Origin of the sequence: Ottowia beijingensis (genome assembly GCF_042680925.1) — a bacterium.
Taxonomy (GTDB): Bacteria; Pseudomonadota; Gammaproteobacteria; order Burkholderiales; family Burkholderiaceae_C; genus Ottowia; species Ottowia beijingensis.
The window spans coordinates 124,327-146,630 of sequence record NZ_JBHUEP010000009.1; the positions used below are offsets into that span (position 1 = coordinate 124,327).

The following is a 22,304-nucleotide window of genomic DNA, read 5'->3' on the forward strand; positions in this document are numbered from 1 at the left end:
CTCGATGTCTTCCGTCTTTCCTCCCGCCTACGCCGACCTCGGCGACGACCTCCCCACCGACCGCCAGGTCGCGCAGCTGCGCATCCCGCCGCACTCGCTGGAGGCCGAATCCAGCGTGCTGGGTGGCCTGCTGCTCGACAACAACGCGTGGGACCGCGTGGGCGACGTGCTGATCGACAGCGACTTCTACCGCTACGAGCACCGGCTGGTCTATGCCGCCATCGGCAAGCTCATCAACGAGACCAAGCCGGCCGACGTCATCACCGTTTACGAAGAGCTGCAGCGCCAGGGCAAGGGCGACGAGATCGGCGGGCTGGTCTACCTGAACTCGCTGGCGCAGTACGTGCCCAGCGCCAGCAACATCCGCCGCTATGCCGAGATCGTGCGCGAGCGCTCGATCCTGCGCAAGCTGGTCAGCGCCAGCGACGAGATCGCCACCAGCGCCTTCAACCCGCAGGGCCGGGCGGTGGACAAGATCCTCGACGAAGCCGAAGGCAAGATCTTCAAGATCGGCGAGGAAGGCTCGCGCATGAAGCAAGGCTTCCAGGCCATGGACAGCCTGGTGGTGCAGCTGCTCGACCGCGTGCAGGAGATGGCCGACAACCCGAACGACGTGACGGGCGTGCCCACCGGCTTCATCGACCTCGACCGCATGACCGCCGGCCTGCAGGCGGGCGACCTGGTGGTGCTGGCCGCGCGCCCGTCGATGGGCAAGACGGCGTTCGCCATCAACATCGCCGAGCACGTGGCGCTGAACGAGGGCCTGCCGGTGGCTGTGTTCTCGATGGAAATGGGCGCCGCCCAGCTGGCGGTGCGTATCGTCGGCTCCATCGGCCGCATCGACCAGGGCCACCTGCGCACCGGCAAGCTGACCGACGAGGAATGGCCGCGCCTGACCGAGGCCATCGAGCGCCTGCGCAACGTCAGCCTGCACATCGACGAGACGCCGGGCCTCACGCCGTCCGAGCTGCGCGCCAACGCGCGCCGCCTGGCGCGCCAGTGCGGCAAGCTGGGCCTGATCGTGGTCGACTACCTGCAACTGATGAGCGGATCAAGCTCCGACGGCGAGAACCGCGCCACCGAGCTGGGCGAAATCTCGCGCGGCCTGAAGGCGCTGGCCAAGGAGCTGCAATGCCCCGTGATCGCGCTGTCGCAGCTCAACCGCAGCGTGGAGCAGCGCACCGACAAGCGCCCCATGATGAGCGACCTGCGCGAATCCGGCGCCATCGAGCAGGACGCCGACATCATCATGTTCATCTACCGCGACGACTACTACAACAAGGATTCGCGCGAACCCGGCGTGGCCGAGATCATCATCGGCAAGCAGCGCAACGGGCCCACGGGCACCGTCAAGCTCACCTTCCTGAAGCCGCTGACGCGCTTCGAGAGCATGGCCTTTGGCGGCAGCGACGACTTCTGAGCGCGGCGCCAGGCTGGGCAAGAGGGGGCTTGCCAAATTTTCTTGACAATGAAAATAGCTGCTGGCGCCCGATTGCCGGGCGCTAGCAGCTATCATTATTGAATCAAGAAACGACGCCAAATGGCTATCGCCTGTTTTCAGGCTGCTGGCGCCGCTGACAGCGTCAGATCACCTTGGCGATCGACGCGCACACGTGGCCGATGTTCTTCTCGTTCAGCGCCGCCACGCACATGCGGCCGGTGTCGGTGCCGTACACGCCGAATTCGTTGCGCAGGCGCACCATCTGGTCCTTGCTGAGACCCGAGTAGCTGAACATCCCCACCTGCGTGGTGATGAAGCCCATGTCCTGCTGCACGCCCGCTGCCTTCAGGCCGTCGACCAGTGCCTGGCGCATGGCCTTGATTCGGGTGCGCATGCCGGCCAGTTCTTCTTCCCACTGGGCGCGCAGCTTGGGGTCGTCCAGCACCATCGCCACCACGGCGCCGCCATGCGTGGGTGGGTTGCTGTAGTTGGTGCGGATCATGATTTTCAGCTGGCTCAGCACCTTGGCCGCTTCTTCCTTGCTGGCGCACACCACCGACAGGGCGCCCACGCGCTCGCCGTACAGGCTGAAGCTTTTGCTGAACGAGGTGGAGACAAAGATGTCGAGCCCCGCGGCCACGAACTGGCCGACCACCGCGCCGTCTTCGGCGATGCCCTGGGCAAAGCCCTGGTAGGCCATGTCGAGGAAGGCGGTCAGCTTGCCGGCCTTCACCACCTCGATCACCTGCGCCCATTGCGCTGGCGTGATGTCGTAGCCCGTCGGGTTGTGGCAGCAGGCGTGCAGCACCACGATGGTGCCGGGCGCGGCGGCCTTCAGGTCGGCCAGCATGCCGTCGAAGTTCAGGCTGCGCGTGGCGGCGTCGTAGTAGCGGTAGGTGCCCACCTCGAAGCCGGCCTGCGTGAACAGCGCGCGGTGGTTCTCCCAGCTCGGGTCGCTGATCAGCACCTTGGCGTTGGGGCTGAGCTTCTTCAGAAAGTCGGCGCCGATCTTCAGCCCGCCCGTGCCGCCCAGCGCCTGCACCGTGGCCACGCGGCCCTGCGTGACGACGTCGGAATCGGCGCCGAACACCAGCTTCTTCACCGCGTTGTCGTAGGCGGCAATGCCGTCGATCGGCAGGTAGCCGCGCGGCTTCGGCGCGTCCATCAGCGCCTTCTCGGCCGCCTGCACGCAGGCCAGCAGCGGCAGCTTGCCGTTCTCGTCGAAGTACACGCCGACGCCCAGGTTGACCTTGTTGGGGTTGGTGTCGGCGGCAAACTGCTCGTTCAGACCCAGGATCGGGTCGCTGGGGGCCATTTCGACGGCGGAAAACAAAGACATGGTGGTCAATCCTGTGGGCTGAAAAGGGCGGACAAAAGGCGTGCGGCGGTGTCCAACTGGCCCGCATGCGCTACGCTGGAGGGAAAACCCTTGAATTTTAGCGGCCCGCCCCGAACCGTTTCATCTGTATGACCACCATCGCAGCGGCCGAGACGCCGACCACCGGCCAGTTCGTCACCTTCCCCGACTCGCCGTTTCAGCTTTTCCAGCCGTATCCGCCGGCGGGCGACCAGCCCACGGCCATCGACGCGCTGGTCGAGGGCGTGGAGAACGGCGAATCGTTCCAGACCCTGCTGGGCGTGACCGGTTCGGGCAAGACCTTCACCATGGCCAACGTGATCGCGCGGCTGGGGCGGCCGGCGATCGTGTTCGCGCCCAACAAGACGCTGGCGGCGCAGCTGTACAGCGAGTTCCGCGAGTTCTTCCCCAGGAACGCGGTCGAGTACTTCGTCAGCTACTACGACTACTACCAGCCCGAGGCCTATGTGCCGCAGCGCGACCTGTTCATCGAGAAGGACAGCGCGATCAACGAGCACATCGAGCAGATGCGCCTGTCGGCCACCAAGAGCGTGCTGGAGCGGCGCGACACGGTGATCGTGGCCACGGTGTCGGCCATCTACGGCATCGGCGCGCCCGACGACTACCTGCAGATGCGGATGATCCTGAAGGTGGGTGGCAAGCAGGGCCAGCGCGACGCCATCGCGCAGCTGGTGCGCATGCAGTACCAGCGCAACGACATGGACTTCGCGCGCGGCACCTTCCGCGTGCGCGGCGACACCATCGACGTGTTCCCGGCCGAACACAGCGAGCTGGCGGTGCGCATGGAGTTGTTCGACGACGAGGTGGAAAGCATCAGCCTGTTCGACCCGCTCACCGGCCGCATCCAGCAGAAGGTGCCGCGCTTCGTCATCTACCCCAGCAGCCACTACGTGACGCCGCGCGAGAAGACGCTGGCGGCGGTCGAATCGATCAAGCTGGAGCTGGCCGAGCGCCTCAAGTTCTTCGTCGCCGAAGGCAAGCTGGTCGAGGCGCAGCGGCTGGAGCAGCGCACGCGGTTCGATCTGGAGATGCTGAGCGAGCTGGGCCACTGCAAGGGCATCGAGAACTACACGCGCCATCTGTCGGGCGCCGCGCCGGGCGATCCGCCCGCCACGCTGACCGACTACCTGCCGCGCGATGCCATCATGTTCCTGGACGAGAGCCACCAGATGATCGGCCAGCTGAACGCCATGTACAACGGCGACAAGGCGCGCAAGACCACGCTGGTCGAATACGGATTCCGCCTGCCCAGCGCGCTGGACAACCGGCCGCTGAAGTTTGCCGAGTTCGAGCAGCGCATGCGGCAGGTGGTGTTCGTCAGCGCCACGCCGGCCGACTACGAGAAGACGCATGCCGGCCAAGTGGTGGAGCAGGTGGTGCGGCCCACGGGTCTCGTCGACCCCGAGGTCGAGGTGCGCCCGGCCACGCACCAGGTGGACGACGTACTTCAGGAAATCCGCCTGCGCACCGAGAAGCACGAGCGCGTGCTGATCACCACGCTGACCAAGCGCATGGCCGAGCAATTGACCGAGTACCTGACCGACAACGGCGTGAAGGTGCGCTACCTGCACTCCGACGTCGATACCGTGGAGCGCGTGGAGATCATCCGCGACCTGCGCCTGGGCGCGTTCGACGTGCTGGTGGGCATCAACCTGCTGCGCGAGGGGCTGGACATTCCCGAGGTGTCGCTGGTGGCCATCCTCGACGCCGACAAGGAAGGTTTTCTGCGCGCCGAGCGTTCATTGATCCAGACCATCGGCCGTGCGGCGCGCAACGTCAACGGCAAGGCCATCCTGTACGCCGACCGCATCACCGAATCGATGAAGAAGGCCATGGGCGAGACTGAGCGCCGCCGCGCCAGGCAGATCGCCTTCAACGCCGAGCATGGCATCACGCCGCGCGGCATCGTCAAGCAGGTGCGGGATCTGATCGACGGCGTCTACAGCGACAAGGGTGGCGGCACCGACGCCCAAGTGCTGGCGGCCGAGGTGGCGCGCGCCAGGGTCGAGGACATGTCCGAGAAGGACATCGCGCGCGAGATCAAGCGGCTGGAAAAGCTCATGCTGGAGCACGCGCGCAACCTGGAGTTCGAGCAGGCGGCGCGCGTGCGCGACCAGTTGCACGTGCTGAAGCAAAGCGCCTTTGGCGCGCCCGGCACCGACAACCTGAGCAGCCTGGCCGGCCGCAGCGCGGCCTAGCCTGCCGCGCCTGACTTCCTTCAGCTGACCGACAGGCTGTTGGTCACCGACTTCACGCCTTCCACCTCGCGTGCCAGCGTGGCGGCGCGGTCCTTGGCGGCCTGGCTGGGCGCCGGGCCGGTGAGGGTGACGGCACCGTCCTTGGTGTCCACGTTGATGCGCAGCGCGCTCAGGTCCGGGTCCTTCGCCAGCCTGGCGTTGACCGAGGCGGTGATGGCCACGTCGCTGGCCAGCCCGGCGGCGTCGCGCGCACCTTCCTTGATGGCTTCACCGGCCTTGGCGGCTTCGGCACGTGCCTCGGCCGTCGCGGCGGCGGCATCGGCCTTCAGTTCGCGGCCAGCCTCGGCAGCGTCTGCTTTCAGCTCGCGGCCCGCTTCGGCAGCCTCGCGGCCGGCTTGCTGGGCCTCGGCTTTCAATTCGCGGCCAGCCTCTTGGGCGTCGGCCTTCAGTTCGCGGCCGGCTTCGGCCGCCTGCGTCGCGGCCTGATCGACCTGGCGCTGCGCCTGTTCCTGCTCGCTCTTGCTGCAGGCGCCCAACGCGGCGGCCATCAGCACGGCCAGGGCGATCGCGGCGGGGCGGGTGTGGTTCATCTTTTTCATGGGGGTTTCCTTTCGGGGTCAAGAGAACTGGTTGAAAACCGGTAGAAAACGGCCAGCGAGGACGGCCGGTCAGCGCGTCACCACGTCCAGCCGGTTGCGCACGGCCAGCACGCCATCGGTGGTGCGGGCCAGCAATTCAGCGTCCGAGCGCGCGGCTTCGGACGGTACATGGCCCCGCAACCACACGACGCCCTGCAGCGTCTGCACCTTGATCGGCGCCTCGCGCAGGCTGCGCTCGCGCGCCAGGCGTGCGCTGATCGCCTGGGTGATGTCGGCATCGTGAATGGCGGCGGCAGCTTCGCGATCCAGTCCGGCCCGCGCCTCGCGCGCCTGTTGCTCGGCCACGTCGGCCTTGCGTTGCGCCTCCACGGCAGCGGCCTGGCTGCGGGCCATCTGGGTTTCGAACGAAGGGGCGTCGTGCGCGCCGAGCCGGTCGTTGTCGCGGCCACCGCAGGCGGCCAGCCCGCCCGCCAGCACCGCCGCGGCCAGCAGCGCGCGGAAGGTCGAGGCGTGGAACGGGGGTTTCATGAATGGTGGCTTTCGGTTGTCTGGGTGGGGTTGTCTGGGAGAGGTTGAAACGTCCTCCGCAATTTAGGGCGGGGGCCGTGCCCTGCATGTCCGTGCAAGGGCCACCTCGGTGTAGGAAAAGCCGGCGGCGCCTTGCGAGGCAGTGCCGCCAGCGCACGCAAAGCCCCACGCTGCAGTGGGAATTGCTGTATACTTGATCAAAACACTCGGAAATAGACGGCAGCAGCGCCATCCTGGTTGCCCAAGCCGTCAGACACCGAATCGGTCGCGGTCCCAGGGCCTGCGACAACCATCGACATACCCATACGCCAAGGAGCTTCACATGCGCCTAACCACCAAGGGACGTTTCGCCGTCACGGCCATGATCGACTTGGCTTTGCGCCAGGACAACGGCCCGGTCACGCTGGCCGCCATCAGCCAGCGGCAGCAGATTTCGCTGTCGTACCTCGAACAACTGTTCGGCAAGCTGCGCCGGCACGAGCTGGTCGAATCCACCCGCGGGCCGGGGGGCGGCTACTCGCTCGGCCGCAAGGCGGCCGACATCACGGTGGCCGACATCATCACCTCGGTCGACGAGCCGCTGGACGCCACGCATTGCGGCGGCAAGGAAAATTGCCGCGGCGAGGGCGGGCGCTGCATGACGCACGATCTGTGGACCTCGCTCAACGACCGCATGATCGAGTTCCTGGAATCGGTGACGCTGCAGAAGCTGGTGGACGACCAGCACGCCAACGGCATCGAGATCGAGGACAAGCCCGCCACCAAGCGCGCCATCTCGTCCGCGCCGGTGGTCAAGCCGATCCGCGTCAACGCACCCAACTCGGTCTTCGCACTGGGTGGGTTGACTACAAAATAAGTAGCTGCTGGCGCTTGCTGGGCAAGCGCTGGAGGCCGAAAACGTTCATAAACCAACCAGAACCCTGCGATTGCCATTCGCCATGAGCCAGACTCCGCATTTCCCCATCTACATGGACTACGGCGCCACCACGCCGTGCGACCCGCGCGTGGTCGACGCCATGGTGCCGTGGTTGTACGAGCACTTCGGCAATGCCGCCAGCCGCAGCCACGCCTGGGGCTGGGAGGCCGAGAAAGCCGTTGAAACCGCCCGCGAGCAGGTGGCCGACCTGATCGGTGCCGACCCGCGCGAGATCGTGTGGACCAGCGGCGCCACCGAATCCACCAACCTGGCGCTCAAGGGCGCGGCCCACTTCTACAAGGGCAAGGGCAAGCACCTCATCACCCTCAAGACCGAGCACAAAGCCACGCTGGACACCATGCGCGAGCTGGAGCGCCAGGGCTTCGAAGTGACCTACCTCGACGTGCAGGAAGACGGTCTGCTGGATCTGGACAAGTTCAAGGCCGCCATCCGCCCCGACACCATCCTGGCCAGCGTGCTGTTCGTCAACAACGAGATCGGCGTGATCCAGGACATCGCCGCCATCGGCGCCATCTGCCGCGAGAAGGGCGTGCTGCTGCACGTCGACGCGGCGCAGGCCACGGGCCGTGTCGAGATCGACCTGAAGACGCTGCCCGTCGACCTGATGAGCCTGACCGCGCACAAGACCTACGGCCCCAAGGGCGTGGGCGCGCTGTACGTGCGCCGCAAGCCGCGCGTGCGCCTGGAGGCGCAGATGCACGGCGGCGGCCACGAGCGCGGCATGCGCAGCGGCACGCTGCCCACGCACCAGATCGTCGGCATGGGCGAGGCCTACCGCATCGCCAAGGCGCAGATGCAAGAGGACAACGCCCACGCCGCACGCCTGCAGAAGCGCCTGCTGGACGGCCTGAAGGAGATCGAGCAGGTCTTCATCAACGGCAGCCTGGAACGCCGTGTGCCGCAGAACCTGAACATGAGCTTCAACTACGTCGAGGGCGAGTCGCTGATCATGGGCATCAAGGGGCTGGCGGTTTCGTCCGGCTCGGCCTGCACTTCGGCATCGCTGGAACCCAGCTACGTGCTGCGCGCCCTGGGCCGCAGCGACGAACTGGCCCACAGCAGCCTGCGCATGACCATCGGCCGCTTCACCACCGAGGAAGAGATCGACTACGCCATCCAGACGATCCGCGAGAACGTCGCCAAGCTGCGTGAACTCAGCCCGCTGTGGGAGATGCACCAGGAAGGCATCGACCTGTCCACCATCCAGTGGGCGGCACATTGAATCTTGAATCAGATTGACCGCTAGCGCCCATCCACAAAGCGCAAATAGCTATCAATAAAGGAGTAAACACCATGGCCTATTCTGAAAAAGTCATTGACCACTACGAGAACCCCCGCAACGTCGGCAGCTTTGACAAGGGCGACGACAGCGTGGGCACCGGCATGGTCGGCGCACCGGCCTGCGGCGACGTGATGAAGCTGCAGATCAAGGTCAACCCGCAGACGGGCGTGATCGAGGACGCGCGCTTCAAGACCTACGGCTGCGGTTCGGCCATCGCCTCCAGCTCGCTCGTCACCGAATGGGTCAAGGGCAAGACGCTGGACGAGGCGGCCGAGCTGAAGAACAGCCAGATCGCCGAAGAGCTGGCCCTGCCGCCGGTGAAAATTCACTGCTCGATCCTGGCCGAGGACGCCATCAAGGCGGCGGTGCAGGATTACAAGAACAAGCACACCGTCGCCGCCTGAAGGCGCCGACGCAACCCACGTGTGCCGCGCACGCCGCGGCGCGATCACCAACGCGTTGTTCTCACGAAAGGCTCTTGGACATGGCACTTGATCACCTCTTGCCCGGACAGACGCAGGCACTCGTCCCCGAAGGTCCGCTGCCGACCGAGTTCGAATCGCGGGCGCTGTTCAAGGGCGAGGACCTGGAGGTGATGCTGCTGCTGATGCCCGAGGGCCGGCGCATGCTGGATCACCGGGTCGACGGCGAGATCACGATGCAGTGCATCAAGGGTTGTGTCGACGTCATCTCGCACGCGCTGGGCGAGCCCGATCCGCGCCCCAAGGCACGCCTGACCGAAGGCGAGCTGATGTACCTGCAGCGCGGCGAGCCGCACCAGTTGCTGGCCGTCGTGGGCTCGGTCGTCCTGCTCACCATTGCATTGCGCAAGAACTGAAATCGAAGAAAGCATCATGGCCGTCACATTGAGCGAAGCCGCTGCGCGGCACGTCACCAAATACCTCGCCAAGCGTGGCAAAGGGGTGGGCGTGCGCCTGGGCGTCAAGACCACGGGCTGTTCGGGCCTGGCCTACAAGCTCGAATACGTGGACGAGGTCGCGCCCGAGGACGAGCTGTTCGAGCAGCACGGCGTCAAGCTGATGATCGACCCCAAGAGCCTGGCCTACATCGACGGCACCGAACTCGACTACGTGCGCGAGGGCCTGAACGAGGGCTTTCGCTTCAACAACCCCAACGAGCGCGACCGCTGCGGCTGCGGCGAATCGTTCCGCGTCTGACAGCGCGCGCGCCCGAGCATGGCGAAGGCGACGGTCAGCGTCACGATCGACAACGAACGCGACATCCTGGCCGTCAACGCGTGGTTTCGCCGCTGGGGCACGCGCATCCAGTGCTCCGACAACCAGGGCTGCGGCTGTTGCGTCGACATCTGGCGTGTCGAGGCGCCGGCCGAGGCCCTTGCTGAACTGCCCACCGGCATGGTGGCGCCGGTGCCACCCGTTTCACACGATCCGCATCCATGAACCTGCAATCCACCGACTTCGAGCTGTTCGCCGTGCCGCCCCGCTTCGCGCAGGACGCGGCGCAGCTCGATGCGCGCTGGAAGGAGCTGCAGCGGCAGGTGCACCCCGACAAGTTCGCCGCCCAGGGCGCGGCCGCGCAGCGTGTGGCCATGCAGTGGTCGGCGCGCATCAACGAGGCCTATCGCCGGCTGAAGGATCCACTGAAGCGCGCGGCCTACCTGTGCGAGCTGAACGGCGCGCCCATCGACGCAGAAAGCAACACCGCCATGCCGGCGGAGTTCCTGATGCAGCAGATGGAGCTGCGCGAGGCGGTGGACGACGCGGTCGACGCCGCGGCCATGGATGAAATCGGCCGCCAGTCGGCCACGCTGAAGCGCGAGATGCTCCTGAAACTGGAGCAACAGATGGATGCCCAGCACGACTGGCCAGCCGCCGCCCAAACCGTGCGGGCACTGATGTTTCTCGACAGGCTGGCCGGCGACATCGACCGCAAGCGTGCGACACTCGAATGATTTTTCGCGCGCATTTCTGAACCCCGCTGTATGGCTCTGCTGCAAATTTCCGAACCCGGCCAATCGCCCGACCCGCACCAGCGGCGCATCGCCGTGGGCATCGACCTGGGCACCACCCATTCGCTGGTGGCCGCCGTGCGCCACGGCGTGGCCGAATGCCTGCCGGACGAGCAGGGCAGGGTGCTGCTGCCTTCGGTGGTGCGCTACCTGCCGGGCGGTTGCCGCCAGATCGGCCATGACGCGCTGGCGAACGCCGCGCAGGATGCCGAGAACACCATCACCTCGGTCAAGCGCCTGATGGGCCGCGGCGCCGCCGACATCGCCGGCCGCGACCAGCTGCCCTACCGGCTGATCGACCAGCCCGGCATGGTGGGCATCCAGACGCCGCATGGCGAAAAGTCGCCGGTCGAGGTCAGCGCCGACATACTGGCCACGCTGCGCTACCGCGCCGAAGACACTTTTGAAGCAGACCTGTACGGCGCCGTCATCACCGTGCCCGCCTACTTCGACGACGCGCAGCGCCAGGCCACCAAGGACGCCGCGCAGCTGGCCGGCATCAACGTGCTGCGCCTGATCAACGAACCCACCGCCGCGGCCATCGCCTACGGCCTGGACAACGCCAGCGAAGGCGTTTACGCCGTGTTCGACCTGGGCGGCGGCACCTTCGACGTGTCGATCCTGCGGCTCACGCAGGGCGTGTTCGAGGTCATCGCCACGGGCGGCGATTCGGCCCTGGGTGGCGACGACTACGACCGCCTGCTGGCCGACTGGCTGCTGGCGCAGACCGGTGCCACGGCCGCAACCGCCACCGACAAGGCGGCGCTGAAAGCCGCGGCGCGCGCCGCCAAGGAAGCCTTGAGTGCTTCTGAAAACGTAGCTTTCAGCGCAATGCTGGCGGGCGCTGAAGCCCGATTTGACTTGAAATCCGCAGATTTCGAGGCCGCCACCGCCGCACTGACGCAGCGCTGCCTGACCACCGTGCGCCAGGTGCTGCGCGATGCGCAACTGGCACCGAATGAGGTCAAGGGCGTGGTGATGGTGGGCGGCTCCACGCGCATGCCGGTGATCCGCCGCGCCGTGGCCGACTTCTTCGGCCGCGAGCCGCTGGTCAACCTCAACCCCGACGAAGTGGTGGCGCTGGGCGCCGCCATCCAGGCCAACCAGCTGGCCGGCAACGACGCGGCGGGTGACCTGCTGCTGCTCGACGTGATTCCGCTCTCGCTCGGCATCGAGACCATGGGCGGCCTGGTCGAGCGCATCGTGCCGCGCAATCAGACCATCCCCACCGCGATGGCGCAGGACTTCACCACCTACAAGGACGGCCAGACGGCACTGGCGCTGCACGTGGTGCAGGGCGAGCGCGACCTGGTGCAGGACTGCCGCAGCCTGGCGCGCTTCGAGCTGCGCGGCATCCCGCCCATGGCGGCGGGTGCGGCGCGCATCCGCGTCACCTTCACCGTCGATGCCGATGGTCTGCTGCACGTCGGCGCGAAAGAGCAGACCAGCGGCGTCGAGGCGCACATCGACGTCAAGCCCAGCTACGGCCTCTCCGACGAGCAGATCGCCCGGATGCTGCAGGACAGCTTCAGCACCGCCGAGGCCGATGTGAAGGCGCGCGCGCTGGTCGAGGCGCGCGTCGATGCCGACCGCATGCTGCTGGCCACGCAGAGCGCGCTGGATGCCGATGGCGCCTTGCTGTCGAAGGAAGAACGCGCCGAAGTCGACGCGCTGATGCTGTCGCTGCGCGGCATCGCCGCCAACAGCACCGACGCCGCCGCCATCGAAGCCGCCACCAAGGCGCTGGCCGATGGCACCGAGGCGTTCGCCGCCATGCGCATGAACGCCAGCATCCAGAAGGCCCTGTCCGGAAAATCGGTCGAATCGATCTGAACACCATGCCCACCATCACCGTTCTTCCCCATCCCGAGTACTGCCCCGAAGGCGCAGAGATCCAGGCCAACGTGGGCGACTCGATCTGCGAGGCGCTGCTGGACAACGACATCCCCATCGAGCACGCCTGCGAGATGAGCCGCGCCTGCACCACCTGCCACTGCATCGTGCGCGAGGGTTTCGATTCGCTGAACGAAGCCGAGGAGGAGGAGGAAGACCTGCTCGACCGCGCCTGGGGCCTGGAGCCGCTGTCGCGCCTGTCGTGCCAGGCCATCGTGGGCAAGACGGACCTGACGGTGGAAATCCCGCGCTACTCCATCAACCATGCGCGGGAAAACCACTGAACCGCTGGCGCGTTCGGCGTGAATCACCGGGTGCTCATGAATCAATAGTGGCTTGCGCTTTACTGGTAATGGTTTCAAGAGAAAAACAACTGAAATCATTGACTGGCGGGCGCCAGCAGCTCTGTTTTCGATAACAAACGTTCAACACTCCATGTCGCGCCAGATCGTCCTCGACACCGAAACCACCGGCCTTTCGGCCGAAAGCGGCGACCGCATCATCGAGATCGGCTGCGTCGAGCTGCTGAACCGCAAGCTCACCGGCAACAACCTGCACTTCTACGTCAACCCCGAGCGCGACAGCCACGAAGACGCGTTGCGCGTACACGGGCTGACCACCGAGTTCCTGCGCGACAAGCCCAAGTTCGCCGAAGTGGCCGAGGAGATCCTGCGTTACCTCGAAGGCGCCGAGATCATCATCCACAACGCGGCGTTCGACATCGGCTTTCTCGACAAGGAACTGGAGCGCCTGGGCAAGCCGGTGTTCACCAGCTTCGTGAGCGAGGTCACCGACACCCTGGCCATGGCCAAGCAACTGTACCCCGGCAAGCGCAACAGCCTGGATGCGCTGTGCGACCGCCTGGGCGTCGACAACTCGGGCCGCACGCTGCACGGGGCGCTGCTCGATGCCGAGCTGCTGGCCGACGTCTACATCAACCTCACGCGCGGGCAGGAGGCATTGCTGATCGACCTGGGCGACGTCGGCGAGCAGGGCGCCGAGGGCGAACGCATCGACCTGAGCGTGTTCGACCTGCCCGTGCTGACCGCCAACGCGCAGGAGCTGACCGCGCACGCCGACGTGCTGGCGCAGATCGACAAGGCCAGCGGCGGCAAGCTGGTGTGGCAGGCCGATCATGCGGCGGCTGCCTGAGCGGGAAAATACTGGTATATAATTCCATGCTTCGCCGAACACGCGAAACGGGTGATTAGCTCAGCGGTAGAGCACTGCCTTCACACGGCAGGGGTCACATGTTCGATCCATGTATCACCCACCAAGTCAAAATGAACGCTCCGAAGTGACCTGACTTCGGAGCGTTTTTCTTTTTGGTGCCCTTGCCAGGCGCCGCCTGGAGGATTCTCATGCTGCTCGACGCCGATGACTGCCAGCTGGTGCTGATCGACTACCAGGCCCGCCTCATGCCCGCCATCCACGACGCGGCGGCGGTGGTGGCCAACGCGCGCCGGCTGGCGCAGATGGCCAGGCTGGTCGACGTGCCCGTGTGGGCGACCGAGCAGAACCCGGCCAAGCTGGGCGGCACCGACGAAGCGCTGGCGGCGCTGTGCGACCGCATCGTGCCCAAGATGGCTTTCAGCGGCGCCGAGGAACTGCAGCCTTTGCTGGCCCCGCCCGCGCCGGCCCCGCGCGGCAACGCGCGCAGCCTGCCCAAGCACCTGCAGAAGCCGGTGCAGGCGGCGCCCGAGCGCGGCACCGTGGTCATCGCCGGCTGTGAGACGCACGTCTGCCTGCTGCAGACCGCGCTGAGCCTGCTGGAAGCCGAGTGGGACGTGTGGGTGGTAACCGACGCCTGCAGCTCGCGCACCGAACGCAACCGCGACGCCGCCTACGACCGCCTGGCCGGCGCCGGCTGCGAACTGGTGACGACCGAGATGGTCGGCTTCGAGTGGCTGCGCGACTGCGAACATCCGCAGTTCAGGGCCTTGCAGGCGCTGATCAAATAGTTTCCTCGCCCAGGGGGTGATCAGGAGCGCTCGGGGCTGACGGCGCTGGACCCATGGGCCTGGGCCAGCGCGGCTTGCTGCGAATAACGTAGCTGCTTGCGCATTGTCCATGCTGATTTCATGGTGTTTTTCGCATGAAATCAATGCCTGATAGGCGCTGCAAGCTAGCAAAAGCATAGCTTGCGGCCACCGCACGCCAACCCCGGGCGGATGATGAGGCCTGCCATTTGTCACAATAGGCGCCGCAACCGACGCGGTCTGCGTGAGCGCCGCGTCAGGAAGGCATGACACCATGCCGCGCCGACGCCACCAGCGTTCGCCCCGCGGCATGCCAACAACGACAACCGGAGAGACCCCCCCATGAGCGACAAGCCATCCACCATCGTCTACACCCTGACCGACGAGGCGCCCCTGCTGGCGACCGCGTCGTTCCTGCCCATCGTCCAGGCGTTCACCGCGCCCGCCGGCATCGACGTGACCACCAGCGACATCTCGGTCGCCGGCCGCATCCTGGGCCAGTTCCCCGAGTACCTGAGTGAAGAACAGCGCGTGCCCGACAACCTGGCCGAGCTGGGCAAGCTCACCCTCAAGCCCGAGGCCAACATCATCAAGCTGCCCAACATCAGCGCGTCGGTGGCGCAGCTCAAGGCGGCCATCAAGGAGCTGCAGGACAAGGGTTACAAGATTCCCGACTTCCCCGAGAACCCGAAGGACGAGAAAGAGAAGGAGATCCGCGCGCGCTACAACAAGTGCATCGGCTCGGCCGTCAACCCGGTGCTGCGCGAGGGCAACTCCGACCGCCGCGCACCCCGCGCGGTGAAGGAGTACGCGCGCAAGAACCCGCACAGCATGGCCGAGTGGAGCCAGGCCTCGCGCAGCCACGTCTCGCACATGCACCATGGCGACTTCTACAGCGGCGAGAAGTCGATGACGCTGGACCGCGCGCGCGACGTGAAGATGGAGCTGATCACCAAGAGCGGCAAGACCATCGTGCTCAAACCCAAGGTCAGCCTGCAGGATCGCGAGGTGATCGACTCGATGTTCATGAGCAAGAAGGCGCTGCTGGCCTTCTACGAAAAGGAGATCGAGGACGCGCACAAGACCGGCGTGATGTTCTCGCTGCACGTGAAGGCCACGATGATGAAGGTGTCGCACCCCATCGTGTTCGGCCACTGCGTCAAGATCTTCTACAAGGACGCGTTCGCCAAGCACCAGAAGCTGTTCGACGAGCTGGGCATCAACGTCAACAACGGCATGGTCGATCTGTACAACAAGATCGAGGACCTGCCGCAAAGCCAGCAGGACGAGATCAAGCGCGACCTGCACGCCTGCCACGAGCACCGGCCCGAGCTGGCCATGGTCGACTCGAGCAAGGGCATCACCAACTTCCACTCGCCCAACGACGTCATCGTCGACGCCTCGATGCCCGCCATGATCCGCAACGGCGGCAAGATGTGGGGTGCCGACGGCCGCCTGAAGGACGTCAAGGCGGTGATGCCCGAAAGCACCTTCGCCCGCATCTACCAAGAGATGATCAACTTCTGCAAGTGGCACGGCGCGTTCGATCCGAAGACCATGGGCACCGTGCCCAACGTCGGCCTGATGGCGCAGCAGGCCGAGGAATACGGCAGCCACGACAAGACCTTCGAGATCCCCGAGGACGGCGTGGCCAACATCACCGACATTGCCACCGGCGAGGTGCTGATGAGCCAGGATGTGGAGGAGGGCGACATCTGGCGCATGTGCCAGGTCAAGGACGCGGCGATCCGCGACTGGGTCAAGCTCGCCGTCACGCGCGCGCGCAACTCGGGCATGCCGGTGGTGTTCTGGCTCGACCCGTACCGCCCGCACGAGAACCAGCTCATCACCAAGGTCAAGATGTACCTGCACGAACACGACACCAACGGGCTCGACATCCAGATCATGAGCCAGGTGCGCGCCATGCGCTACACGCTGGAGCGCGTGATCCGCGGCCAGGACACCATCAGCGCCACCGGCAACATCCTGCGCGACTACCTGACCGACCTGTTCCCGATCATGGAGCTGGGCACCAGCGCCAAGATGCTGTCCATCGTGCCGCTGATGGCCGGCGGCGGCATGTACGAGACCGGCGCCGGCGGCTCGGCACCCAAGCACGTGCAGCAGCTGACTGAAGAGAACCACCTGCGCTGGGATTCGCTGGGCGAGTTCCTGGCGCTGGCGGTGTCGCTGGAAGACCTGGGCCTGAAGACCGGCAACGCCAGGGCCAAGCTGCTGTCGACGACGCTCGACGCCGCCACCGGCAAGCTGCTGGACAACAACAAGAACCCCAGCCCCAAGACCGGCCAGCTCGACAACCGCGGCAGCCAGTTCTACCTGGCCATGTACTGGGCGCAGGAGCTGGCCGCGCAGACCGAGGACGCCGAACTGGCCAAGAAGTTCGTGCCGCTGGCCAAGGCGCTGGCCGACAATGAGCAGAAGATCGTGCAGGAGCTGACCGAGATCCAGGGCCAGGAAGTGGACATCGGCGGCTACTACCAGCCCGACCCGGCCAAGCTGGCGCAGGTGATGCGCCCCAGCAAGACCTTCAACGACGCGCTGGCCAAGGTCGCGGCCTGATCGCTGTCCTGGACTGAACCCAACAGCGGCGCCTGCGGGCGCCGTTTTTCATAGGATCATCAAGCCGATTGGTTCAATAATCATAGCTGCCAGCGCTTGCTGCATAAACGCTGGAGGTGGTTTTGGCTAAAAAATCAGCGCGCGGCCTCGAACGGCTTGCCGCGCAACCGGGCGCCGGCCTTCAGGTTGCGTTGCTTGAACCAGCCCTGGTTCATCTCCAGCACATAGCGCACCGGCTTGGCCGAGCAGTGGCTGGTTTCCTGAAGCGGCTGCATGTCGGCCAGGTTGACGATGCTGCCGTCGTCGGCCACGAAGGCGGCCGTCAGCGGGATCAGCGTGTTGCGCATCCAGAAGCACTGCGTGGCGGGTTGCTCGAAGATGAACAGCATGCCCTCATGCTGCGGCATTTCCTTGCGGTGCATCAGGCCGATCTGGCGCTGCTCGGGTGCGGTGGCCAGCTGCGTGTCGATGCGGTGCATGCCGATGCTGAGCGTGGTGCGCGGCAGATCGAGCTGCGGCTGGCCGGCGGGCGCCAGTTGTGCGAAGGCGGGCGCGCAGGCCAGAACGGCGAGGATGGCAAGCAGGTGGCGGCGGAGGGATGAACGCATGGCGGTGGCAATGAAAGGCAACAAGCGCATCTGACCTGGGCGCCGGCAAAAGGTTCGCCAGGCCGTTGGCGCAGCCTGCATTGTCGCCGCCGCGCTGGCGTTCGGCCGCACGCGGGCAGCGCTGGCTAGAATGAACTTCGCTTTTCAGGGCCATGCCCGCCGCGGCGTGGCGCTGGTCCCGGTATCACCCTTCGGAGACTCCATTCCATGTACCAGCACATCCAGGTGCCCTCAGGCGGCCAGAAGATCACCGTCAACCCCGACTTCACGCTGAACGTGCCCGAGCAGCCGATCATCCCCTTCATCGAAGGCGATGGCACGGGCCTCGACATCACGCCGGTGATGATCAAGGTGGTCGATGCCGCGGTCGAGAAGTCCTACGGCGGCCAGCGCAAAATCCACTGGATGGAGGTGTACGCGGGCGAGAAGTCGACGCGCGTCTACGGCCCCGACGTCTGGCTGCCCGAGGAGACGCTGGCGGCGCTGAAGGAGTACGTGGTCTCCATCAAGGGCCCGCTGACCACGCCCGTGGGTGGCGGCATCCGCAGCCTCAACGTGGCGCTGCGCCAGGAGCTGGACCTGTACGTCTGCCTGCGCCCGGTGCGCTACTTCAAGGGTGTGCCCTCACCGCTGAAGGAGCCCGAGAAGGTCGACATGGTGATCTTCCGCGAGAACAGCGAGGACATCTACGCCGGCATCGAGTACGAGGCCAGGAGCGACAAGGCGCAGAAGCTGATCAACTTCCTGATCAACGAGATGGGCGTGACCAAGATCCGCTTTCCGGAGACCTCGGGCATCGGCGTCAAGCCGGTGTCCATCGAGGGCACCGAGCGCCTGGTGCGCAAGGCCATCCAGTACGCCATCGACAACGACAAGCCCAGCGTCACCCTGGTGCACAAGGGCAACATCATGAAGTACACCGAGGGTGGCTTCCGCGACTGGGGCTACGCGCTGGCGCAGCGCGAGTTCGGCGCCGAACTGATGGACGGCGGCCCGTGGTGCAAGTTCAAGAACCCCAAGACGGGCAGGGACATCATCGTCAAGGATTCGATCGCCGACGCCTTCCTGCAGCAGATCCTGCTGCGCCCGGCTGAATACAGCGTGATCGCCACGCTGAACCTGAACGGCGACTATGTATCAGACGCGCTGGCCGCGCAGGTGGGCGGCATCGGCATCGCGCCCGGCGCCAACCTGAGCGACAGCGTGGCCTGCTTCGAGGCCACGCATGGCACGGCGCCCAAGTACGCCGGCAAGGACTACGTCAACCCCGGCTCCGAAATCCTCAGCGCCGAGATGATGCTGCGCCACATGGGCTGGACCGAGGCCGCCGACCTGATCATCAGCAGCATGGAAGGCGCCATCCAGAGCAAGAAGGTCACCTACGACTTCGCGCGGCTGATGGAAGGTGCCACGCAGGTCAGCTGCTCGGGCTTTGGCCAGGTGATGATCGAGCACATGTGACCACCGCTGCCGGCGCGCCTTCGGGTGCGCCGTCCACAAAAAAGCCCGGGCATGCCCGGGCTTTTTGCTGGGCGCGTGCAACGCGCCGTCAGTTCGGCATCAGAGGCTGATCGCTGGCGGGCTGGGCTGATGGCATGGCCTGGGCCACGCCGTCATCGGCCGGTTCGGTGCGGATCTTGATGGCCAGCAGGCCCTTGGGACCCTGGTTCACTTCGTAGCTGACGCGGGCGCCTTCTTTCAGTGTCTTGAAGCCGTCCATGTCTATGGCCGAGAAATGCGCGAACACGTCCGGGCCGCCGCCATCCGGCTCGATGAATCCAAACCCTTTGAGGTCGTTGAACCACTTGACTTTTCCAATGGGCATCGGGGTCTCCTTCTATGACTTCCATCCTTGCCGCCTGAGTGTGCTGTAACAACTTCGCGCTTGTCAACCGGCCGCCCACCGTTTGGGGGCTTCCCCGGTGGGCGCGCGCTAACTTGAAGGCTTGCGATCTGCGCCGGCAACCCCATGTGCCGGCTTTGGGCGCGCGCACGACTGGGTTGCAGGCGGCCCGATAGAATGATTTTCATGGCGACCACCACCCCCAAGAAGCCACCCACCACCCCGGGCCCCATCGTGCCGGCGCAGCAGCCCGGCGGCGGCGACAGTGTCGTGCTCGAGCGCGTGCCGCTCAAGGTCAAGCCGCCGCAGATGTACCAGGTGGTGATGCTGAACGACGACTACACGCCGATGGAGTTCGTCGTCGTCGTGATCCAGGAGTTCTTCGGCAAGGACCGCGAAACCGCCACCCAGATCATGCTGAAGATCCACCTGGACGGCAAAGGCGTGTGCGGCGTGTATTCGCGCGACGTGGCCAGCACCAAGGTGGACCAGGTGATGGACGCCGCGCGCGAGGCCGGCCACCCGCTGCAGTGCGTCAGCGAGCCGGTCGAGTAGGGCAAACCCCGCATGACGGCGACGAGGGTCACGGCGTTGAATATCACCGAACTTCCCCCAACTGTGACTGTCGAAGCCTTGAGACAGTCGTAAGCTTAAGGCGCTAAAGGAAACACACCATGATTGCCCAGGAACTGGAAGTCAGCCTCCACATGGCGTTCGTCGAGGCCCGTCAGCAGCGCCACGAATTCATTACCGTCGAGCACCTGCTGCTGGCGCTGCTGGACAACCCCAGCGCCGCCGAGGTGCTGCGCGCCTGCTCGGCCAACATCGACGACTTGCGCAAGTCGCTGACCAACTTCATCAAGGACAACACGCCCCAGGTGGCCGGCACCGACGACGTGGACACGCAGCCCACGCTGGGATTCCAGCGCGTGATCCAGCGCGCCATCATGCACGTGCAGAGCACCGGCAACGGCAAGAAGGAAGTGACCGGTGCCAACGTGCTGGTTGCCATCTTCGGCGAGAAGGATTCGCACGCCGTGTACTACCTGCACCAGCAGGGCGTCACGCGCCTGGACGTTGTCAACTTCATCGCCCACGGCATCCGCAAGAGCGACCCGCCCGAAGCCAGCAAGCCCACTGAAGGCCAGCAGGGCGGCGCCGAGGGCGAGGCGGAAGGCGGCGAGAAGAGCGAGAAGCAGTCGCCGCTGGAGCAGTTCACCGTCAACCTGAACCAGAATGCCAAGGAAGGCAAGATCGACCCGCTGATCGGCCGCGACTACGAGGTCGAGCGCACCATCCAGATCCTGTGCCGCCGGCGCAAGAACAACCCGCTGCTGGTGGGCGAGGCCGGCGTGGGCAAGACCGCCATCGCCGAAGGTCTGGCCTGGCGCATCACCGAAGGCACCGTGCCCGAGGTGCTGGAAGACGCCACCGTCTACGCACTCGACATGGGCGCGCTGCTGGCCGGCACCAAGTACCGCGGCGACTTCGAGCAGCGCCTGAAGGGCGTGTTGAAGAGCCTGAAGGACAAGCCGGGCGCGATCCTGTTCATCGACGAGATCCACACCCTGATCGGCGCCGGCGCGGCGTCGGGCGGCACGCTGGACGCGTCCAACCTGCTCAAGCCGGCGCTGTCCAGCGGCCAGCTCAAGTGCATCGGCGCCACCACCTTCACCGAGTACCGCGGCATCTTCGAGAAGGACGCGGCGCTGTCGCGGCGCTTCCAGAAGGTCGACGTGGTCGAGCCCACGGTGCCCGAGACGATCGAGATCCTCAAGGGCCTCAAGAGCCGCTTCGAGGAGCACCACGCCGTCAAGTACGCCACTTCGGCGCTGCAGGCCGCGGCCGAGCTGTCGGCCAAGTACATCACCGACCGCCACCTGCCCGACAAGGCCATCGACGTCATCGACGAGGCCGGCGCGGCGCAGCGCATCGCCGTGGCCAGCAAGCGCAAGAAGACCATCGGCAAGCACGAGATCGAGGAGATCGTGGCAAAAATTGCCCGCATCCCGCCGGCCAGCGTGTCCAACGACGACCGCAGCAAGCTGCAGACGCTGGAACGCGACCTGAAGAGCGTGGTGTTCGGTCAGGACAAGGCACTCGAAGTGCTGGCCGCCGCCGTCAAGATGGCACGCTCGGGTCTGGGCAAGGGCGACAAGCCGATCGGCAGCTTCCTGTTCAGCGGCCCCACCGGCGTCGGCAAGACCGAGGCTGCCAAGCAGCTCGCCTACATCATGGGCGTCGAGCTGATCCGCTTCGACATGTCGGAATATATGGAGCGCCATGCGGTGAGCCGCCTGATCGGCGCGCCTCCGGGCTACGTCGGCTTCGACCAGGGCGGGCTGCTGACCGAGGCCGTCAGCAAGAAGCCGCACTGCGTGCTGCTGCTCGACGAGATCGAGAAGGCGCACCCCGACATCTTCAATGTGCTGCTGCAGGTGATGGACCACGGCACGCTGACCGACAACAACGGGCGCAAGGCCGACTTCCGCAACGTCATCATCATCATGACGACGAACGCGGGCGCCGAGACGCTGAACAAGAGCACCATCGGCTTCACCACGCAGCGCCAGGCGGGCGACGAGATGGCCGACATCAAGCGGCTGTTCACGCCCGAGTTCCGCAACCGGCTCGACGCGATCGTCAGCTTCAAGCCGCTGGATGAAAACGTCATCCTGCGCGTGGTCGACAAGTTCCTGCTGCAGCTGGAGCAGCAGCTGGCCGAGAAGAAGGTCGAAGTCACCTTCACCGACAAGCTGCGCAAGTTCCTCGCCAAGAAGGGCTTCGATCCGCTGATGGGCGCGCGCCCGATGCAGCGCCTGATCCAGGACACCATCCGCAAGGCGCTGGCCGACGAACTGCTGTTCGGTCGCCTGACCGAGGGTGGGCGTCTCGAAGTCGACCTGGACGAGAAGGACGAGGTGCTGCTCGACATCACCCCGAACCCGAAGCGCGAGCGCGCCAAGGGCGCCGAGCCGGCCGAGCCGGAAGAGGAAATGGCGGCGGACTGAAGCCCGCTGCGCCCACCAAAGGCTGGTTGCCCAGGCA

22 protein-coding genes and 1 tRNA gene are annotated in these 22,304 nt (G+C 65.8%); 18 read left to right on the plus strand and 5 right to left on the minus strand.

Going from position 1 to position 22,304, the window contains the following annotated elements; all coding sequences use genetic code 11:
• Positions 1-4: 4 nt before the first annotated feature.
• Complete coding sequence (gene dnaB, locus ACFSCU_RS14590; RefSeq protein ID WP_180551663.1) at positions 5-1,420, plus strand: replicative DNA helicase; 1,416 nt, start codon at positions 5-7, stop codon at positions 1,418-1,420.
• Between the two features lie 163 nt (positions 1,421-1,583).
• Here the strand turns inward: dnaB and ACFSCU_RS14595 are convergent, their stop codons facing one another.
• Positions 1,584-2,780 (minus strand): amino acid aminotransferase, encoded by a 1,197-nt coding sequence (locus ACFSCU_RS14595; protein WP_377561028.1) that lies wholly within the window; start codon positions 2,778-2,780, stop codon positions 1,584-1,586.
• 128 nt (positions 2,781-2,908) lie between these two features.
• Between ACFSCU_RS14595 and uvrB the strand changes: the two genes are divergently transcribed.
• A complete protein-coding gene (uvrB, locus tag ACFSCU_RS14600; protein ID WP_180549504.1) occupies positions 2,909-5,017 on the plus strand; it encodes an excinuclease ABC subunit UvrB in 2,109 nt (702 codons plus the stop codon).
• A gap of 20 nt (positions 5,018-5,037) precedes the next feature.
• Here uvrB and ACFSCU_RS14605 read toward each other — a convergent pair whose 3' ends face one another.
• Positions 5,038-5,616, minus strand: coding sequence for a BON domain-containing protein (locus ACFSCU_RS14605; RefSeq protein ID WP_257645584.1), 579 nt, complete (start codon positions 5,614-5,616; stop codon positions 5,038-5,040).
• Between the two features lie 69 nt (positions 5,617-5,685).
• Positions 5,686-6,144, minus strand: a complete 459-nt coding sequence (locus tag ACFSCU_RS14610; protein WP_333705435.1) for a BON domain-containing protein — start codon at positions 6,142-6,144, stop codon at positions 5,686-5,688.
• 322 nt (positions 6,145-6,466) lie between these two features.
• Between ACFSCU_RS14610 and iscR the strand changes: the two genes are divergently transcribed.
• From iscR to ACFSCU_RS14675, 13 genes are all read left to right on the plus strand, one after another.
• On the plus strand, positions 6,467-7,000 hold the full coding sequence (gene iscR / locus ACFSCU_RS14615) for a Fe-S cluster assembly transcriptional regulator IscR (RefSeq protein WP_333705436.1): 534 nt from the start codon (positions 6,467-6,469) through the stop codon (positions 6,998-7,000).
• An 82-nt stretch (positions 7,001-7,082) separates the two neighbouring features.
• A complete protein-coding gene (locus ACFSCU_RS14620) occupies positions 7,083-8,303 on the plus strand; it encodes an IscS subfamily cysteine desulfurase (RefSeq protein WP_180549502.1) in 1,221 nt (406 codons plus the stop codon).
• Positions 8,304-8,374: 71 nt separating this feature from the next.
• Positions 8,375-8,767: a Fe-S cluster assembly scaffold IscU gene (gene iscU / locus ACFSCU_RS14625; protein ID WP_333705438.1), complete on the plus strand. Its 393-nt coding sequence runs from the start codon at positions 8,375-8,377 to the stop codon at positions 8,765-8,767.
• An 80-nt stretch (positions 8,768-8,847) separates the two neighbouring features.
• Positions 8,848-9,201 (plus strand): cupin domain-containing protein, encoded by a 354-nt coding sequence (locus ACFSCU_RS14630; RefSeq protein ID WP_180549501.1) that lies wholly within the window; start codon positions 8,848-8,850, stop codon positions 9,199-9,201.
• 16 nt (positions 9,202-9,217) lie between these two features.
• A complete protein-coding gene (iscA, locus tag ACFSCU_RS14635) occupies positions 9,218-9,541 on the plus strand; it encodes an iron-sulfur cluster assembly protein IscA (protein ID WP_180549500.1) in 324 nt (107 codons plus the stop codon).
• Between the two features lie 18 nt (positions 9,542-9,559).
• Positions 9,560-9,784, plus strand: coding sequence for a hypothetical protein (locus tag ACFSCU_RS14640; protein WP_180549499.1), 225 nt, complete (start codon positions 9,560-9,562; stop codon positions 9,782-9,784).
• Positions 9,781-10,296: a Fe-S protein assembly co-chaperone HscB gene (gene hscB, locus ACFSCU_RS14645; RefSeq protein ID WP_180549498.1), complete on the plus strand. Its 516-nt coding sequence runs from the start codon at positions 9,781-9,783 to the stop codon at positions 10,294-10,296. Before ACFSCU_RS14640 ends, hscB begins: the two co-directional genes overlap by 4 nt.
• Before the next feature lie 30 nt (positions 10,297-10,326).
• Entirely contained in the window at positions 10,327-12,186 is a 1,860-nt protein-coding gene (hscA, locus tag ACFSCU_RS14650) for a Fe-S protein assembly chaperone HscA (RefSeq protein WP_180549497.1), read from the plus strand.
• A 5-nt stretch (positions 12,187-12,191) separates the two neighbouring features.
• Complete coding sequence (fdx, locus tag ACFSCU_RS14655) at positions 12,192-12,530, plus strand: ISC system 2Fe-2S type ferredoxin (protein WP_180549496.1); 339 nt, start codon at positions 12,192-12,194, stop codon at positions 12,528-12,530.
• Positions 12,531-12,681: 151 nt separating this feature from the next.
• Positions 12,682-13,398, plus strand: a complete 717-nt coding sequence (gene dnaQ, locus ACFSCU_RS14660; protein ID WP_180549495.1) for a DNA polymerase III subunit epsilon — start codon at positions 12,682-12,684, stop codon at positions 13,396-13,398.
• A gap of 49 nt (positions 13,399-13,447) precedes the next feature.
• Positions 13,448-13,522 (plus strand) — tRNA-Val (locus ACFSCU_RS14665).
• A gap of 85 nt (positions 13,523-13,607) precedes the next feature.
• Positions 13,608-14,207 carry an isochorismatase family protein gene (locus ACFSCU_RS14670; protein WP_180549494.1) on the plus strand — a complete coding sequence of 200 codons (600 nt, stop codon included), beginning with the start codon at positions 13,608-13,610 and terminating at the stop codon, positions 14,205-14,207.
• A 360-nt stretch (positions 14,208-14,567) separates the two neighbouring features.
• Complete coding sequence (locus tag ACFSCU_RS14675) at positions 14,568-16,805, plus strand: NADP-dependent isocitrate dehydrogenase (protein ID WP_377561029.1); 2,238 nt, start codon at positions 14,568-14,570, stop codon at positions 16,803-16,805.
• 134 nt (positions 16,806-16,939) lie between these two features.
• Here ACFSCU_RS14675 and ACFSCU_RS14680 read toward each other — a convergent pair whose 3' ends face one another.
• Entirely contained in the window at positions 16,940-17,443 is a 504-nt protein-coding gene (locus ACFSCU_RS14680) for a DUF192 domain-containing protein (protein ID WP_180549493.1), read from the minus strand.
• 177 nt (positions 17,444-17,620) lie between these two features.
• Between ACFSCU_RS14680 and icd the strand changes: the two genes are divergently transcribed.
• Positions 17,621-18,874 (plus strand): NADP-dependent isocitrate dehydrogenase, encoded by a 1,254-nt coding sequence (icd, locus tag ACFSCU_RS14685; RefSeq protein WP_180549492.1) that lies wholly within the window; start codon positions 17,621-17,623, stop codon positions 18,872-18,874.
• Between the two features lie 88 nt (positions 18,875-18,962).
• Here icd and ACFSCU_RS14690 read toward each other — a convergent pair whose 3' ends face one another.
• Positions 18,963-19,238: a cold-shock protein gene (locus ACFSCU_RS14690; RefSeq protein ID WP_180549491.1), complete on the minus strand. Its 276-nt coding sequence runs from the start codon at positions 19,236-19,238 to the stop codon at positions 18,963-18,965.
• A 204-nt stretch (positions 19,239-19,442) separates the two neighbouring features.
• Here ACFSCU_RS14690 and clpS point away from each other — a divergent pair, with 204 nt between their 5' ends.
• Positions 19,443-19,811, plus strand: coding sequence for an ATP-dependent Clp protease adapter ClpS (gene clpS / locus ACFSCU_RS14695; protein WP_333705445.1), 369 nt, complete (start codon positions 19,443-19,445; stop codon positions 19,809-19,811).
• Between the two features lie 119 nt (positions 19,812-19,930).
• The gene (gene clpA, locus ACFSCU_RS14700; RefSeq protein ID WP_377561030.1) at positions 19,931-22,267 is read left to right on the plus strand and encodes an ATP-dependent Clp protease ATP-binding subunit ClpA; all 2,337 of its coding nucleotides are present in this window, start codon (positions 19,931-19,933) and stop codon (positions 22,265-22,267) included.
• Positions 22,268-22,304: the final 37 nt, after the last annotated feature.